This is a genomic window from Aminobacter anthyllidis, from assembly GCF_018555685.1.
GTDB classification, from domain to species: Bacteria; Pseudomonadota; Alphaproteobacteria; order Rhizobiales; family Rhizobiaceae; genus Aminobacter; species Aminobacter anthyllidis.
Genome location: NZ_JAFLWW010000003.1, coordinates 258,492 through 273,499, shown reverse-complemented (window position 1 = coordinate 273,499; position 15,008 = coordinate 258,492). Strand labels below are relative to the sequence as shown.

Annotated in this window: 13 protein-coding genes, 1 tRNA gene and 1 pseudogene; 12 read left to right on the top strand and 3 right to left on the bottom strand. The window is 63.2% G+C overall.

Annotation, left to right across the window (positions count from 1 at the left end; all coding sequences use genetic code 11):
* The first annotated feature begins 14 nt into the window (after nt 1–14).
* The 9 genes and pseudogenes from J1C56_RS10950 to J1C56_RS10910 form a co-directional block, all read left to right on the top strand.
* Nucleotides 15–1,685, top strand: coding sequence for a ribonuclease J (locus J1C56_RS10950; RefSeq protein WP_214388928.1), 1,671 nt, complete (start codon nt 15–17; stop codon nt 1,683–1,685).
* A gap of 94 nt (nt 1,686–1,779) precedes the next feature.
* Nucleotides 1,780–2,184, top strand: coding sequence for a methylmalonyl-CoA epimerase (gene mce, locus J1C56_RS10945; RefSeq protein ID WP_214388926.1), 405 nt, complete (start codon nt 1,780–1,782; stop codon nt 2,182–2,184).
* On the top strand, nt 2,181–2,450 hold the full coding sequence (locus J1C56_RS10940; protein ID WP_214388924.1) for a DUF1467 family protein: 270 nt from the start codon (nt 2,181–2,183) through the stop codon (nt 2,448–2,450). The genes mce and J1C56_RS10940 overlap by 4 nt, the downstream gene beginning before the upstream one ends.
* Before the next feature lie 462 nt (nt 2,451–2,912).
* Nucleotides 2,913–4,241, top strand: a complete 1,329-nt coding sequence (proS, locus tag J1C56_RS10935; protein ID WP_214388922.1) for a proline--tRNA ligase — start codon at nt 2,913–2,915, stop codon at nt 4,239–4,241.
* Nucleotides 4,238–5,524 carry a lipoprotein-releasing ABC transporter permease subunit gene (locus J1C56_RS10930; RefSeq protein ID WP_214388920.1) on the top strand — a complete coding sequence of 429 codons (1,287 nt, stop codon included), beginning with the start codon at nt 4,238–4,240 and terminating at the stop codon, nt 5,522–5,524. Before proS ends, J1C56_RS10930 begins: the two co-directional genes overlap by 4 nt.
* Nucleotides 5,524–6,207 (top strand): ABC transporter ATP-binding protein, encoded by a 684-nt coding sequence (locus tag J1C56_RS10925; RefSeq protein ID WP_214390213.1) that lies wholly within the window; start codon nt 5,524–5,526, stop codon nt 6,205–6,207. The genes J1C56_RS10930 and J1C56_RS10925 overlap by 1 nt, the downstream gene beginning before the upstream one ends.
* Before the next feature lie 255 nt (nt 6,208–6,462).
* Complete coding sequence (locus J1C56_RS10920) at nt 6,463–6,615, top strand: hypothetical protein (protein WP_214388918.1); 153 nt, start codon at nt 6,463–6,465, stop codon at nt 6,613–6,615.
* On the top strand, nt 6,612–7,898 hold the full coding sequence (locus J1C56_RS10915; protein ID WP_214388916.1) for a lipoprotein-releasing ABC transporter permease subunit: 1,287 nt from the start codon (nt 6,612–6,614) through the stop codon (nt 7,896–7,898). Before J1C56_RS10920 ends, J1C56_RS10915 begins: the two co-directional genes overlap by 4 nt.
* Nucleotides 7,898–8,032 (top strand): annotated as a pseudogene (locus J1C56_RS10910) (ABC transporter); the annotation flags it as partial. The gene J1C56_RS10915 and the pseudogene J1C56_RS10910, both read left to right, overlap by 1 nt.
* A 535-nt stretch (nt 8,033–8,567) precedes the next feature.
* Here J1C56_RS10910 and lipB read toward each other — a convergent pair.
* On the bottom strand, nt 8,568–9,308 hold the full coding sequence (gene lipB, locus J1C56_RS10905) for a lipoyl(octanoyl) transferase LipB (protein WP_214388914.1): 741 nt from the start codon (nt 9,306–9,308) through the stop codon (nt 8,568–8,570).
* Between the two features lie 209 nt (nt 9,309–9,517).
* On the opposite strand from lipB, the gene J1C56_RS10900 reads away from it, so the two are divergent.
* A tRNA-Leu gene (locus tag J1C56_RS10900) sits at nt 9,518–9,602 on the top strand.
* Nucleotides 9,603–9,830: 228 nt separating this feature from the next.
* Here J1C56_RS10900 and J1C56_RS10895 read toward each other — a convergent pair.
* Nucleotides 9,831–10,331 (bottom strand): hypothetical protein, encoded by a 501-nt coding sequence (locus tag J1C56_RS10895; RefSeq protein WP_214388912.1) that lies wholly within the window; start codon nt 10,329–10,331, stop codon nt 9,831–9,833.
* A 193-nt stretch (nt 10,332–10,524) separates the two neighbouring features.
* The gene (locus J1C56_RS10890) at nt 10,525–12,810 is read right to left on the bottom strand and encodes a heavy metal translocating P-type ATPase (RefSeq protein ID WP_214388910.1); all 2,286 of its coding nucleotides are present in this window, start codon (nt 12,808–12,810) and stop codon (nt 10,525–10,527) included.
* A 72-nt stretch (nt 12,811–12,882) separates the two neighbouring features.
* Here J1C56_RS10890 and J1C56_RS10885 point away from each other — a divergent pair, with 72 nt between their 5' ends.
* On the top strand, nt 12,883–13,305 hold the full coding sequence (locus tag J1C56_RS10885) for a MerR family transcriptional regulator (RefSeq protein ID WP_184767269.1): 423 nt from the start codon (nt 12,883–12,885) through the stop codon (nt 13,303–13,305).
* Nucleotides 13,306–13,431: 126 nt separating this feature from the next.
* Nucleotides 13,432–14,862: a magnesium transporter gene (mgtE, locus tag J1C56_RS10880; protein ID WP_214388908.1), complete on the top strand. Its 1,431-nt coding sequence runs from the start codon at nt 13,432–13,434 to the stop codon at nt 14,860–14,862.
* Nucleotides 14,863–15,008: the final 146 nt, after the last annotated feature.

Genomic DNA, 15,008 nt, shown 5'->3' with positions numbered 1-15,008 from the left:
AAAGGATTTCTGGTATGGCGAAAGCGGAAAAAGCCGAGCTCGTATTCGTGCCGCTGGGCGGCGTCGGCGAGATCGGCATGAACTTCGCTCTCTATGGCTTCGGCCCGGCGAATGCGCGCGAGTGGATCATCATCGATGTCGGCGTGACGTTCCCCGATGCGACGCTGCCTGGTGTCGACCTCGTGCTGCCCGACACCCGCTTCATCGAGGAGGACCTGAAGAACCTCCGTGGCATCATCATCACGCACGCGCACGAGGATCATTATGGCGCGCTGCACGACACCTGGCCGAAGCTCAAGGCGCCGGTCTGGATGACGCCGTTCGCTGCAGGGCTTCTGGAAGCCAAGCGGCAGTCGGAGCAGGGCGCGCCGAAAATTCCGGTGACAATCTATCGTGCCGGCGAAAAATTCACCGTCGGTCCGTTCGAGATCGAGGCGATCGCGGTCAGCCACTCTATTCCGGAGCCGGTGTCGCTGGCGATCACCTCGCCTGCCGGCACCGTGATCCATACTGGCGACTGGAAGATCGACCCGGCGCCCGAAATCGGGCCGATGACCGACGAGGCACGCTTCCGCGCCTATGGCGACAAGGGCGTTCTGGCACTGGTCTGCGATTCCACCAATGCGCTGCGCGAAGGCGACTCGCCGTCCGAGCAGCAGGTTGGGCAGGGGTTGCGCAAGGTCATCGAGGAAGCCAAGGGCCGCGTTGCGGTCACCACCTTCTCGTCCAATGTCGGCCGCATCCGCTCGATCGCGGAAGCCGCGCGCGACGCCGGCCGGCAGGTGCTGGTGATGGGCCGTTCGCTCAAGCGTGTCATCGATGTGTCGAGCGAGCTCGGCTACATGGACGGGCTGCCGGAATTCGTGTCCGAAGAGGACTATGGCTACATTCCGCGCGAAAACCTCGTCGTCATCTGCACCGGCAGCCAGGGCGAGCCGCGGGCAGCGCTCGCCAAGCTGGCGCGTGACGAGATGAAGTCTGTTGCGCTGTCGCCCGGCGACACCGTGGTGTTTTCCTCCCGCACCATTCCCGGCAATGAGAAGGCGATCCTCGAGATCAAGAACCAGCTCATCGACCAGGGCATCAAGATCATCGAGGACGGCGACGCGCTGGTCCACGTTTCCGGCCATCCGCGTCGCAGCGAACTCAAGCGCATGTATGAGTGGGTCCGCCCGCGCATCGGCGTTCCGGTGCATGGCGAGGCCGCCCACCTTGTCGGCCAAGGCTCGCTGATGTCGCTGTCGGGCATTCCCGAGGTGGCGCAGATCCGCGACGGCGACATGCTCAGGCTGTGGCCGGGCGCCGCCGAGATCATCGACCAGGTACCGTTCGGCCGCGTCTACAAGGATGGCAAGCTGATCGGCTCCGACGAGGCGATGGGCATCCGCGACCGGCGCAAGCTGTCGTTTGCCGGCCATGTTGCGGTCAATGTCGTGCTCGACGACAAGTATGAGCTCGCCGGCGACCCGGATCTGGTGGCGATCGGCGTGGCCGAAACCGACGCCGGTGGCGAGGATCTCGAAGAGCTGATGCTTGATGCGGCAATCGGCGCCGTGGACTCGATACCCCGTGCGCGCCGAAAAGACCTCGACCTGGTGCAGGAAGCCGTGCGTCGCGCCGTGCGAGGTGCTGCCAACGAAGCCTGGGGCAAGAAACCGCTGGTGACGGTGTTCGTCACGAGGTGAGCAAATGGGGAGTAGCGAATAGCGAATGGACTGGTTCTCAGGCCGCCTCTTCCTATTCCCTACTCACTATTCGCCATTCGCTGGGATTTAGACAATGCTCGGACGTCTCAACCACGTCGCTATCGCCGTGCCGGACCTGGCGGCGGCAAGTGCCACCTATCGCGATACGCTCGGCGCCAAAGTCGGCGAGCCGCAGGCGCTGCCCGAGCATGGCGTGACCGTGGTGTTCATCGACGTCGGCAACACCAAGATCGAGCTGCTCGAGCCGCTGGGCGAGGGTTCGCCGATTGTGGCGTTCTTGGCGAAGAGCCCGTCGGGCGGCATGCACCACGTCTGCTATGAGGTCGACGACATCCTGGCGGCGCGCGATCATCTCAAGGCGACTGGCGCGCGCGTGCTCGGCGACGGCAATCCGAAGATCGGGGCACATGGCAAGCCGGTGCTGTTTCTTCATCCCAAGGATTTCCAGGGCACGCTGGTAGAACTGGAGCAGGTATGACCTGGGTATCACTTGCTGCGATGTATTTCGTCTTCTGGTGGCTGACGCTGTTTGCCATCCTGCCCTTTGGGGTCAAGACCCAGGACGAAGACCGTGACGTGACGCTCGGCACCGAGGCGAGTGCGCCGCGGGGGCCGCACATGCTGCGTGCGATGCTGTGGACGACGGTGGTTACGGCAGTGGTGATCGGGGCGTTCTATTTCGTCACCAAGGGGCTGGGCTACAGCTTCGACGACTTCCCGCAGTTCATTCCCGAGATCAATTGACGCATTCCAGCGAGTGGGGAATGCAGTTAGTGTTGCTTCTTAACGAAGCGGCATAAGCTGATGATTGCCCAAAAAAAATGCAAGGCACGAAGCCTTGCAATTTAAACGCGTCCGATCTGCTTTCCGTTGCCGGCGGCAGCGAGTTATCGCGCCTAGATCGCATCCTCCCAAGACTTTGACCGCGCAGGAGAGCGAATTTTTCTCCGCCCTCTCGGTTATCGGGGCACATTAGACCAAGCGGAAATGAATTGTCACGCGGAATTTTGCTTCCAGGCGGGCAATCCTGTGCTGCATTGCACAATTGATTGGCAGGCGCCGCCGGTCCGCCACAAAGGTCATTCTGACGCTGCGTCGAAACGGCGTGCGCGGGTTTTCATTCCGCCTTGAAATGGCTATGAAGCCCGTTCAAGCAAGCCTCTTTCTCGTGCCGATTCCGGCATCATCGTTTTCATGGAACAATCGATGCGTCTGTCGCGCTATTTCCTGCCTATCCTCAAAGAAAATCCCCGCGAGGCGGACATCATTTCCCACCGGCTGATGCTGCGTGCGGGCATGATCAGGCAGCAGGCGGCCGGCAGCTTCTCGTGGCTGCCGCTGGGCAAGCGCGTGCTCGACAAGATCTGCCGCATCGTGCGCGAGGAGCAGGACCGGGCAGGGGCGCTGGAAATCCTGATGCCGACCATCCAGTCGGCCGACCTGTGGCGCGAAAGCGGCCGCTATGACGACTACGGCAAGGAGATGCTGCGCATCAAGGACCGGCACGAGCGCGACATGCTGTTCGGCCCGACCAATGAAGAAATGGTCACGGAAATCTTCCGATCCTACGTCAAGACCTACAAGGACCTGCCGCTCAACCTGTACCACATCCAGTGGAAGTTCCGCGACGAGGTGCGTCCGCGCTTCGGCGTGATGCGCTCCCGCGAATTCCTGATGAAGGACGCCTATTCCTTCGACCTCGATTTCGACGGCGCCAAGGCCGCCTACAACAGGATGTTCGTTTCCTATCTGCGCACCTTCACCAGGATGGGCCTGCAGGCGATCCCGATGCGCGCCGACACCGGCCCGATCGGCGGCGACCTGAGCCACGAATTCATCATCCTGGCCGAAACCGGCGAAAGCCAGGTGTTCTGCCACCGCGACTATCTCGCCTTGCCGGTGCCGGGTGCTGCGACGGACTTCGCCAATGACGGCGAGATCGACGGTATCGTCAAGCAGTGGACGACGCCTTACGCCGCGACCGAAGAAATGCACGATGAAGCGGCCTGGGCCGCCGTTCCTGAAGCCGACAAGGTTTCGGCGCGCGGCATCGAGGTCGGCCACATCTTCCACTTCGGCGAAAAGTACTCCAAGCCGATGGGCGCCAAGGTCATGGGGCCTGACGGCAAGGAGCATTTCGTGTCGATGGGCTCCTACGGCATTGGCCCGAGCCGCCTGATCGCCGCGATCATCGAGGCGAGCCATGACGAAAACGGCATCATCTGGCCGGAATCCGTGGCGCCGTTCGACATCGGCCTGATCAACATGAAGGTCGGCGACGGCGAGTGCGACCGTATCTGCGACGAGCTCTACAAGGCCTTCGAGGCTGCCGGCAAGGACGTGCTCTATGACGACACCGACCAGCGCGCTGGCGGCAAGTTCGCCACCGCCGACCTGATAGGCCTGCCATGGCAGGTGATCGTCGGCCCGCGCGGTGCGGCAGCTGGCGAAGTCGAGATCAAGAACCGCAAGACCGGCGAGCGCGAGACGCTGCCGGTGGCGCAGGCCCTGGCCAAGCTGGGCGCCAAGGCATGAGCCAAGCGGTGGCGGCGAAACCGGCGGGCGCAGGGCCGTTCTCGGTGTTCGAGCGCATGGTGGCGTGGCGCTACCTGCGTTCGAAGCGCAAGGAGACGGTGATTTCCGTCATCGCTTCGATCTCTTTCCTCGGCATCATGCTGGGCGTTGCCACGCTGATCGTGGTGATGGCTGTCATGAACGGCTTTCGCGCCGAGCTCCTGACCCGAATCCTCGGCGTCAACGGCCATCTTGTCGTGACGGCGACCGATACGCCGCTTGAGGACTATGCCGCCGTTGCCGACCGCATCAACGGTGTCTCGGGCGTCAAATATGCGATCCCGCTGGTCGAAGGCCAGGTGCTGGCCCAGGGCAATGTCGGGGCGGGTGCCGGCGCGCTGGTACGCGGCATCAGAGGCAGCGACCTCGGCAAGGTGACGCTGGTCGCCAACAACATCAAGCAAGGCTCCATCGTCGGGTTCGATACCGGCGAGGGCGTCGTCATCGGCAAGCGCATGGCCGAAAACATGGGCCTGGTGCTGGGCGATTCGATCAGGCTGATTTCGCCCGACGGCGACGTGACCCCGATGGGCACGACGCCGCGGGCAAAGGCCTATCCGGTCACCGGTATCTTCGAGGTCGGCATGTCGGAATATGACAGCTCGATCGTCTTCATGCCGCTCAACGAAGCGCAGCTCTATTTCAATTCGGAAGGCAAGGTCGGCTCGATCGAGATCTATGTCGACAATCCCGACGATGTCGACGCGCTGAAGACCAAGGTCGAGGAGGCGGCGCAGCGGCCGATCTTCCTGACCGACTGGCGCCAGCGCAACCAGACCTTCTTCTCGGCGCTGCAGGTCGAGCGCAACGTCATGTTCATGATCCTGACGCTGATCGTGCTGGTGGCCGCACTCAACATCATCTCCGGCCTGATCATGCTGGTGAAGGACAAGGGTCATGACATCGCGATCCTGCGCACGATGGGGGCGACGCGTGGCGCTGTCATGCGCATCTTCCTGATGACGGGGGCGGCCATCGGCATGACCGGCACCATTGCGGGTGTGCTGCTCGGTGTCGTGATCTGCCTCAATGTCGAGCGCATCAGGCAGTTCTTCTCGTGGCTGTCGGGCACGGTGCTGTTCAACCCCGAACTCTATTTCCTGTCCCAGCTGCCGGCGAAGATGGACGTCAGTGAAACCGTTTCGGTGGTGCTGATGGCACTGGTGCTGTCGTTTTTGGCGACGCTGTTTCCGGCATGGCGGGCGGCAGCGCTCGATCCTGTCGAAGCGCTGAGGTATGAATGATGGGCATCGAGCATGTTATCGAGCTCAAGAAGGTCGAGCGCCACTATGAGCAGGGATCGCGCAAGCTGACGATCCTCAACGACGCCAACTTTTCGCTGAAGGCAGGCGAGATGGTGGCGCTTGTCGCGCCATCGGGCGCAGGCAAGTCGACGCTGCTGCACACCGCCGGCCTGCTCGAACGCCCCGATGCTGGCGATGTCTTCCTGAACGGACGTGCCTGCGGGCGGCTGTCGGATGACGAGCGCACTGCGATCCGCCGCAACGACGTCGGCTTCGTCTACCAGTTTCATCACCTGCTGCCCGAATTCTCCGCGCTGGAGAATGTGATGATGCCGCAGCTGGTGAAGGGCCTGAGCCCCAAGCAGGCGAGCGAGCGGGCGGCACAGCTGCTCGACTACATGAAGATCGGCAAGCGCGCCCAGCATCGGCCGTCCGAGCTTTCCGGCGGCGAACAGCAGCGCGTGGCGATCGCGCGCGCGGTGGCCAACGCGCCTCTGGTGCTGCTGGCTGACGAGCCGACCGGAAATCTCGACCCGGTGACGGCAAGCTATGTCTTCGATGCGCTTTCGGCGCTCGTTCGGCAATCGGGACTGGCGGCGCTGATCGCCACCCACAACCACGAGCTGGCGGCGCGCATGGACCGCCGCGTCACGCTGGCCGAAGGCAGGATCGTGCCCCTGTAGGCCTGCCTTCCATCAATGGAGTCTGGAGGCGAGCTGCTGTCCGCCTCACATCTCCTGCAGTTGCAGGTCGCGGTTCGCGGCCCTTCTCGTAAGGCAGCGGAACACGCGCTGTGGGTTCCCGGCATAACCGGGCACCTCGCGCACTTGCCACGGGCGCGCAGGTTCCGTTCCGCCATGAAATAGCTATGAAGCCTTTGCATTGAAGCCTGCTGTGCGCCGATTCTGGCGCGGCGTTCTTCATTTACGGACCAGCCGATGCGTTTGTTGCGCTATTTCCTGCCCTGGCAGGTGATCGTCAGACCGCGCGGTGCCGCTGTCGGCGAGGTCGAGATCAAGAACCGCAAGTCCGGCGGGCGCCTGACGCTGCCGGTGGCGCAGGCGCTGGCCAAGCTGGGCGCCAAGGCATGAGCCAAGCGGTGGCGGCGAAACCGGCAGGCGCAGGGCCGTTCTCGGTGTTCGAGCGCATGGTGGCGTGGCGCTATCTGCGCTCGCGCCGCAACGAAACGATGATCTCGGTGATCGCCTCGATCTCCTTCCTCGGCATCATGCTGGGTGTCGCGACGCTGATCGTGGTGATGGCGGTGTTGAACGGTTTCCGCGCGGAGCTGCTGTCACGCATCCTCGGCATCAACGGCCATCTTGTCGTGATCGCGACCGACACGCCGCTTGAGGACTATGCCGCGGTTGCCGACCGCATCAACGGTGTCTCGGGTGTCAAATATGCGATCCCGCTGGTCGAAGGCCAGGTGCTGGCCCAGGGCAATGTCGGCGCGGGCGCCGGCGCGCTGGTGCGCGGCATCAGAGGCAGCGACCTCGGCAAGGTGACGCTGGTCGCCAACAACATCAAGCAAGGCTCCATCGTCGGGTTCGATACCGGCGAGGGCGTCGTCATCGGCAAGCGCATGGCAGAAAACATGGGCCTGGTGCTGGGCGATTCGATCAAGCTGATTTCGCCCGACGGCGACGTCACCCCGATGGGGACAACGCCGCGGGCAAAGGCCTATCCGGTCACCGGTATCTTCGAGGTCGGCATGTCGGAATACGACAGCTCGATCGTCTTCATGCCGCTCGCTGAGTCGCAGCTCTATTTCAATTCGGAAGGCAAGGTCGGCTCGATCGAGATCTATGTCGACAATCCCGACGATGTCGACGCGCTGAAGACCAAGGTCGAGGAGGCGGCGCAGCGGCCGATCTTCCTGACCGACTGGCGCCAGCGCAACCAGACCTTCTTCTCGGCGCTGCAGGTCCAGCGCAACGTCATGTTCATGATCCTGACGCTGATCGTTCTGGTGGCCGCGCTCAACATCATCTCCGGCCTGATCATGCTGGTGCAGGACAAGGGCCATGACATCGCGATCCTGCGCACGATGGGGGCGACGCGAGGCGCTGTGATGCGCATCTTCCTGATGACGGGGGCGGCCATCGGCATGACCGGAACGCTCGCCGGCGTTCTGCTTGGCGTGGTCATCTGCCTCAATGTCGAGCGCATCAGGCAGTTCTTCTCGTGGCTGTCGGGCACGGTGCTGTTCAACCCCGAACTCTATTTCCTGTCCCAGCTGCCGGCGAAGATGGACGTCGGCGAGACCGTCTCGGTGGTGCTGATGGCACTGGTGCTGTCGTTTTTGGCGACGCTGTTTCCGGCATGGCGGGCGGCAGCGCTCGATCCTGTCGAGGCGCTGAGGTACGAATGATGGGCATCGAGCATGTTATCGAGCTCAAGAAGGTCGAGCGCCACTATGAGCAGGTTTCGCGCAAGCTGACGATCCTCAACGACGCCAACTTATCGCTCAAGCCGGGCCAGATGGTGGCGCTGGCCGCGCCATCGAAAGGCAAGATCGGCCCGCTGCGTTAGTCTAGGCGCGGCGGAAGTGTCCGGCTTTGAGTCGGGCGATGCTCAGTTGCCATTCCTATGACCTGACGGCGCCGTCGCCTGTTCGTTAACGGGCGAGGGCCTGCGTTCGCCTGCATAAACCCTTCATTTACTGTCGAATCGCGTGCGGCAACTGGCTGCGCTCGAATGCAATGGTGCGCGTTGACATCTGAACAGAAATAGAACAAATTAAGAACATATTAAAAACAGGAGCAACAGATGACCGAGCTGGTACAAGATGTCATTTCGATGGTCTGCATGAGCACCTTCCTCGTCACCATGGCGATGTGGATCGGCGCGCTCTGATTTGAGCGCCTGTTGGGGCATCTTTGCCGTTGGCATTCCCAACCATGAAACAGTGAGGCACCGGGTTTTCCCGATGCCGGGATAAGGCGGGACGCCGCCAAGATTGAACAAATGAATGAAGCGCGTCGTGTGGCGCGACTGGATGGAAGAAGGCGTGTGCCTTTGGGCGCGCCGGGGGATGGCCTCAGGCCGTTTTCCGAACCGAAGCAGAGACGGTGTCTGCCGGCCCGAAGATTTCCTCAAAGGCACCCTTCAGCGCGACGTCGAGGTCGGCCATCGTCACCGGCAGGCCGAGGTCGACGAGGCTGGTCACGCCATGGTCGGTGACGCCGCAAGGCACGATGCCGGAGAAGTGGCCGAGCTCCGGTTCAACATTGATGGCGATGCCGTGAAAACTGACCCAGCGGCGCAGGCGGATGCCGATGGCGGCGATCTTGTCTTCGGCCGATGAGCCGTCCGGCAAGGCCGGGCGATCCGGGCGCACGACCCAGACACCGACACGATCCTCGCGGCGCTCACCCTTCACGTTGAAGGCGGCGAGCGCTGAAATGATCCAGGCTTCGAGTGCCGCGACGAAGGCGCGGACGTCCTCGCGCCTGCGCTTGAGATCGAGCATGACGTAAGCCACGCGCTGGCCGGGGCCGTGATAGGTGTATTCGCCGCCGCGGCCGGTCTTGAAGACAGGGAAACGGTCGGGCTCGACGAGGTCCTGCTCCTGCGCGCTGGTGCCGGCGGTGTAGATTGGAGGGTGTTCGACGAGCCAGACCATCTCGCCGGCGCTGCCCTGGCGGATCGCGTCGGCGCGCTCCTCCATGAAGGCCAGCGCCTGGTCATAGGGCGTGAGACCGGGTTCGATTCGCCATTCGACGGGTGCTGAGCCCGGCAGGGCGAGAAACGACGTGGCGATCAGGCTGCGTTCGGTCATTTTGGGGGTCCGTTCGTCGACCTGATATGGCGGCTTGGCGCGGAAACGTCCAGTGCCTGGGCTTTGAAAGCCGGCTATTGGCGGCTGCCGCCAGGGACTTCCGCTGGGGCATGCAAGAATGATGGACGAATATCGCACAGGGCGCTTGTTTCCCCGGAAACGATTTGCTACATGCCGCGAGCCGGTTCGGACCGGCCCTTCGTGACAGTGCGGTCGTGGCGGAATTGGTAGACGCGCAGCGTTGAGGTCGCTGTGGGGCAACCCGTGGAAGTTCGAGTCTTCTCGACCGCACCAGTCACTTTTCAGATGACTACCATCATCTGAGCAAGCTGTTCCATTAGGGATGAGGCAGCTGAGCATCGCCGGGGTCAGCCGGCTTTTTCCAAGACTTTACAGAAGATTGTGTGGCTTTGCTGCAGTCGATTATCGCCCTCGGGATGTGAAGCGTCCACGCGCCGGATATCGTAGAGACAAACAAGCGACGCCACAGCTGCCCTGCAACTATCGACTGCCAGACGCCGCCTAATTCCGGGTGAGTTCGATTTTCGCGGTTATGACCTTCTCTCCGGTCTGGGGATGCGGTTCGATCGTGACGATCTGCATATGCCCTGTACCGGCGCTTGCCAGCCGCATGCTTGCCACGCGCGAACCGGTGCCTTTGTCCGGCCAGATGATCTGGAGATTGAGCGTGTCGCCGGTGCGTATGCCGACGAGGCGTGCGGCGCCACGCCTCGAACCGATATATGAGCCGGTATAGCGCGTCCCGCTGGCACGCAGATCCACCCCTATGCGACGGGTGAACACGACTTTTGCGCGGCAGGCGCCATCAAGGTTGAGGGCTGCGCCATCTGCGCGGGAATCGAGGCTGCAGGAGACGGCAAGCGGCATGGCGCCGGGGTTCAGCCGGACCTGTCCCGAGCCATGCCAATTGCCGGATAGGGTGTCGATAAAGTCCTTCTCGTCCGCAATGGCTGCGGAGAAGGTAAAAACCGCCAGAAGCAGAGCCATGATTGCCGAGGTCATCTCGTCGCCGATCTTTTCGAAAGGCCTGCTCCATCGACAGGAGCGGACGACTACTAGTTTCCGGCAAACTTATGGGGTGGCGGCAAGATTGTCAAAAATGCCCTGAAATAGCTGACCAAATGCCCCTTGGTGTTGATTGGGCAGTTGCCCGGAGCCGTCGAATGGCCCCGGGCAGGTCCTGGGAGGACGTCTCTCAGCGCCCGCGCCAGGCGAGCAGGCGCATGGCGTTGGCGGTGACAAGCACCGTTGCGCCGGTGTCGGCCAGGATCGCCGGCCACAGGCCGGTGATGCCCATGATTGTCGTCACCAGGAACACCGCCTTGAGGCCGAGGGCGATGGTGATGTTCTGGGCGATGTTGCCCATCACAGACTTCGATAGGGCGATCATGTCGGGGATGTCGCTGACGCGGCCATGCAGGATAGCCGCGTCGGCCGTTTCCAAGGCGACGTCGGTGCCGCCACCCATGGCGATGCCGAAATCGGCCGCGGCCAGGGCAGGGGCGTCGTTGATGCCGTCGCCGACCTTGGCGACAACCTGACCCTGCTTCTGCAACTCGCGCACGATACGCTGCTTGTCGTCGGGCATGAGGCCGGCGCGAACGTTGATGCCAAGGCCCTTGCCGATGGCTTGGGCCGTCGTCTCGTTGTCGCCGGTCAGCATGACGGTGGCGATGCCGTCGGCCTTGAGGGTGGCCAATGCCGCGATGGCATCGGCGCGCGGCTCGTCGCGCATGGCGAGGATGCCGGCGATCTTGTTGTCGACCAGCAGTACCGAGACGGTTTTGCCGTTGGCGTTGAAGGCGGCGATCTGCGCTTTCAGTTCGCCTGATAATCCGGCCATTTCATCGGCTGCGCCAGGCGAGGCCAGGAACACGTCCTCGCCGCCCACCGTGGCGGTGACGCCCTTGCCGGCGATTGCCTTGGCGGCATTGGCCGGCGGTACCGGCACGCCGTCGGCCTTGGCGCGTCCCAGGATGGCGAGCGCCAGTGGATGGCTGGAGCCTGTCTCCAAAGCCGCCGCGAGCGACAGGACCCTGGCCTCGGAGCGGCCAATGCCAACGATGTCGGTGACCTTGGGCTTGCCTTCGGTCAGCGTGCCGGTCTTGTCGAGCGCGACCGTCGTGACGCGGCGCATGCCTTCGAGCACGGCGCCACCCTTGAGCAGCAGGCCACGGCGGGCGCCGGCGGACAGGCCAGCGGCAATCGCGGCCGGCGTCGAGATGACCAGCGCGCAAGGGCAGCCGATCAGCAGAATGGCGAGGCCCTTGTAGACCCACTCCGACCAGTCGCCACCGGCAACCAGCGGCGGCAGGATCGCGACAAGCGCGCCGACGACGAGGACAGCCGGCGTGTAGTAGCGCGAGAAGCTGTCGATGAAGCGCTCGGTCGGCGCCTTGCTCTCCTGCGCCTCCTCGACCAGCTTGATGACGCGGGCGATGGTGTTGTCGGCCGCCGCCGCCGTGACGCGAACCCTGAGCACCGCGTCGGTGTTGATCGTGCCGGCGAAGACGTCGTCACCAGTGGTCTTCGACTTGGGTACGCTCTCGCCGGTCACGGGGGCTTCGTCGAGCGTGCTCGAACCTTCGACGATGACGCCGTCGGCGGCGACACGGTCGCCGGGCCTGACCAGCATGATCGCCCCAACCTGAAGCGCGTCGGCTGAAATTTCGCGGGTCGAACCACCTTCCTCGACCAGCGCGGTCTTGGGCACGAGGTCGGCAAGCCCTCGAATGCTGGCGCGCGCGCGGCGGGCGGCGACGCCCTCCAGCAATTCGCCGATGAGAAACAGCAGCACGACCATCGTCGCTTCTTCGGTGGCGCCAATGAACACCGCGCCAACGGCGGCGATGGTCATCAACGTCTCGATCGAGAAGGGCGTGCCTGATATAGCGCCGGCGTAGGCGCGCCGTGCGACGGGCACCAACCCGACAGCAAGGGCAGCCAGAAACGCCCAATGGCCCACCTGCGGCAGCAACTGGCCGATGGCGTAGGCGGCGACAAGGGCCGCGCCGCAGGCGATGGTGAGCTTTGCCTTACGCGACTTCCACCATGGGCCGTCGTCGAGGTCGAAATGGTCGTGGCCGGCGCCAGTGGCATTCGTTGCCGGCGCTCCGTGGTCGTGTCCGGAATGATCGTGACCTGCATGATCGTGGCCGGCGTGTTCGCCATGGCTATGGTTGTGGTCGGCGTGATCGTGACTGCAGTTCTGGCCGTGTTCGTGGACATGGGCCTTCGGTTCCGCGGTCCTCGCTGCGCCGACTTCGGCAACGGAATAGCCGAGCGCCTTCACCTGCTTCGAGATCGCGGCGGAAGGTGCCGGCCCCTGATGCGATACGATCATCGTGCCGGCCGAGACCGAAATACCGACCTCGGTGATGCCGGGCAGTCGGCTGACCGCGTTTTCGATCTTTGTCGCGCACGAGGCGCAATCCATGCCGCCAACGCGGAATCGTGTCTTGCCGTGGCTGGCATCGTTCATGATGGGTCCTTTCAATTCACTATGAAGCAATGCTAGAATCTCTAGCCACTAGAGGATCAAGGGGTTTTTTCGATGAATCTGCCGATTGGCGAACTGGCGCGGCGCACGGGCGTAAAAGTGCCGACGATCCGCTTTTACGAACAGATCGGGCTGATTGCCGCTCCGCCGCGCACCGAAGGCAACCAGCGCCGTTATGGCAAGGCCGAGATCGACCGGCTGAACTTCATCCGCCATGCCCGCGAACTGGGCTTCGAGGTCGACCACATCAGGGAATTGCTGGTCATGTCGCAGGAGCCGCAGGCGTCGTGCCATCAGGCCGATAGTATCGCCAAGTCGCACCTGCGCGAAGTCGACCGGCGTATAGAGCGGCTTCAGGCGCTGCGCGGCGAGCTGTCGCGGATGATCGACGAGTGTGGCCATGGCCGGATCTGTGACTGCCGCATCATCGAGGTGCTGGCTGATCACAGGCAATGTGTCAGCGAGCATGTGGCCTGATTGAAACAGCCTGAGATTGCCTGTTCCGCGCGGGTAGGTCGGACCGTATTTCATTTGATATTCCGGCCCTTTGCGGGCTAGGGATAGCCCACCTCGAATCCCGAAATCCGCAAGCGGGAAGCGCCGATGGAAGCCCGACACGACCATACGCACGGCGCCGACGCCGCTGACGCTGTCCGCGCCGAAATCTACGGCGAGGACGGGGTGATCCTTGCGTCGTTCCTGGCGCATATCGGGGCGGCGATCGCCGACCGCGATACGCTGACGCTGAAGCGCGACGTCTCCGTGCTGCACCAGTCCGAACTCGGCCACTTGCTGGAAGCCTTGCTGCCCGAGCAGCGGCTGGCGCTGGTCGAACTGATGGGCTCGGATTTCGACTTTTCGGCACTTACCGAAGTCGACGAGGCGATTCGCCTCGATATCGTCGACAACCTGCCCAATGCGCAGATCGCTCAGGCCGTCCAGGAACTCGATTCCGACGACGCGGTTTACATCCTCGAGGATCTCGACGCCGAGGACCAGGACGAGATCCTGGCGCAATTGCCGTTCACCGAACGCATCAGGTTGCGCCGCTCGCTCGACTATCCCGAGGAGTCGGCCGGCCGGCGCATGCAGACCGAGTTCGTCGCGGTGCCGCCGTTCTGGACCATCGGCCAGACGATCGACTATCTGCGCGACGACAAGGACCTGCCGGACCGCTTCAGCCAGGTCTTCGTCATCGACCCTAGCTTCAAGCTGCTCGGCGCCGTCGACCTCGACCAGATTCTGCGCACCAAGCGTGCGATCAAGATCGAAGAGGTGATGCACGAGACGCGCCATGCCATTCCTGCAACGATGGACCAGGAAGAAGCGGCGCGCGAATTCGAGCAATACGATCTACTGTCCGCTGCCGTCGTCGACGAGAACGAGCGCCTCGTCGGCGTCCTGACCATCGACGACGTCGTCGACGTCATCCAGCAGGAAGCCGAGGAAGATCTGCTGCGCATGGGCGGCGTCGGCGACGAGGAGCTGTCCGACACGGTAGCGGCGACGTCACGCTCGCGCGTGCCCTGGCTGCTCGTCAATCTAGGCACCGCCTTCATCTCGGCATCGGTGATCAGCCAGTTCGGCGCGACGATCGAGGAGATGGTGGCGCTGGCGGCACTGATGCCGATCGTCGCCTCGCTCGGCGGCAATGCCGGCACCCAGACGATGACGGTGACGGTTCGCGCGCTCGCCACCCGCGATCTCGATATCTACAATGCCGGCCGCGTCATCCGCCGCGAGGTGATGGTCGGCCTGCTCAATGGCGCGGTCATCGCGACCATCCTCGGCCTGGTTGCCGGCCTGTGGTTCCACAATCCGGATCTTGGCTTCGTCATCGCCGCAGCGATGGTCCTCAACATGCTGGCGGCAGCGCTCGGTGGCATCCTCATTCCGCTGTTGCTCGACAAGTTCGGCGCCGATCCGGCAATATCGTCGTCGATCTTCACGACGATGATCACCGACGTCATCGGCTTCCTCGCTTTCCTCAGTCTCGCCACCTGGTGGTTGCATCTCGGCGCGGCTGCAGGCTAGCCGTGTTCGATTGACTTTTACGTAAGTCGCGTGCGAGACTCCCTGAGGGCCAACAACGGTCCTTTGGCCGCACGGTTGTTGTCGCGCGGCATGATCGCCTCGGCTGGTGCCCGGCATGATTTTAAGGCGGGGCGACAGCGTCCGCC

What these genes read in the sequence shown, in the direction of transcription:
- J1C56_RS10950 (WP_214388928.1), top strand. Translation starts at nt 15, where the DNA reads ATGGCGAAAGCGGAAAAAGCCGAGCTCGTATTCGTGCCGCTGGGCGGC.
- mce (WP_214388926.1), top strand. Translation starts at nt 1,780, where the DNA reads ATGCTCGGACGTCTCAACCACGTCGCTATCGCCGTGCCGGACCTGGCG.
- J1C56_RS10940 (WP_214388924.1), top strand. Translation starts at nt 2,181, where the DNA reads ATGACCTGGGTATCACTTGCTGCGATGTATTTCGTCTTCTGGTGGCTG.
- proS (WP_214388922.1), top strand. Translation starts at nt 2,913, where the DNA reads ATGCGTCTGTCGCGCTATTTCCTGCCTATCCTCAAAGAAAATCCCCGC.
- J1C56_RS10930 (WP_214388920.1), top strand. Translation starts at nt 4,238, where the DNA reads ATGAGCCAAGCGGTGGCGGCGAAACCGGCGGGCGCAGGGCCGTTCTCG.
- J1C56_RS10925 (WP_214390213.1), top strand. Translation starts at nt 5,524, where the DNA reads ATGGGCATCGAGCATGTTATCGAGCTCAAGAAGGTCGAGCGCCACTAT.
- J1C56_RS10920 (WP_214388918.1), top strand. Translation starts at nt 6,463, where the DNA reads ATGCGTTTGTTGCGCTATTTCCTGCCCTGGCAGGTGATCGTCAGACCG.
- J1C56_RS10915 (WP_214388916.1), top strand. Translation starts at nt 6,612, where the DNA reads ATGAGCCAAGCGGTGGCGGCGAAACCGGCAGGCGCAGGGCCGTTCTCG.
- lipB (WP_214388914.1), bottom strand. Translation starts at nt 9,308, where the DNA reads ATGACCGAACGCAGCCTGATCGCCACGTCGTTTCTCGCCCTGCCGGGC.
- J1C56_RS10895 (WP_214388912.1), bottom strand. Translation starts at nt 10,331, where the DNA reads ATGACCTCGGCAATCATGGCTCTGCTTCTGGCGGTTTTTACCTTCTCC.
- J1C56_RS10890 (WP_214388910.1), bottom strand. Translation starts at nt 12,810, where the DNA reads ATGAACGATGCCAGCCACGGCAAGACACGATTCCGCGTTGGCGGCATG.
- J1C56_RS10885 (WP_184767269.1), top strand. Translation starts at nt 12,883, where the DNA reads ATGAATCTGCCGATTGGCGAACTGGCGCGGCGCACGGGCGTAAAAGTG.
- mgtE (WP_214388908.1), top strand. Translation starts at nt 13,432, where the DNA reads ATGGAAGCCCGACACGACCATACGCACGGCGCCGACGCCGCTGACGCT.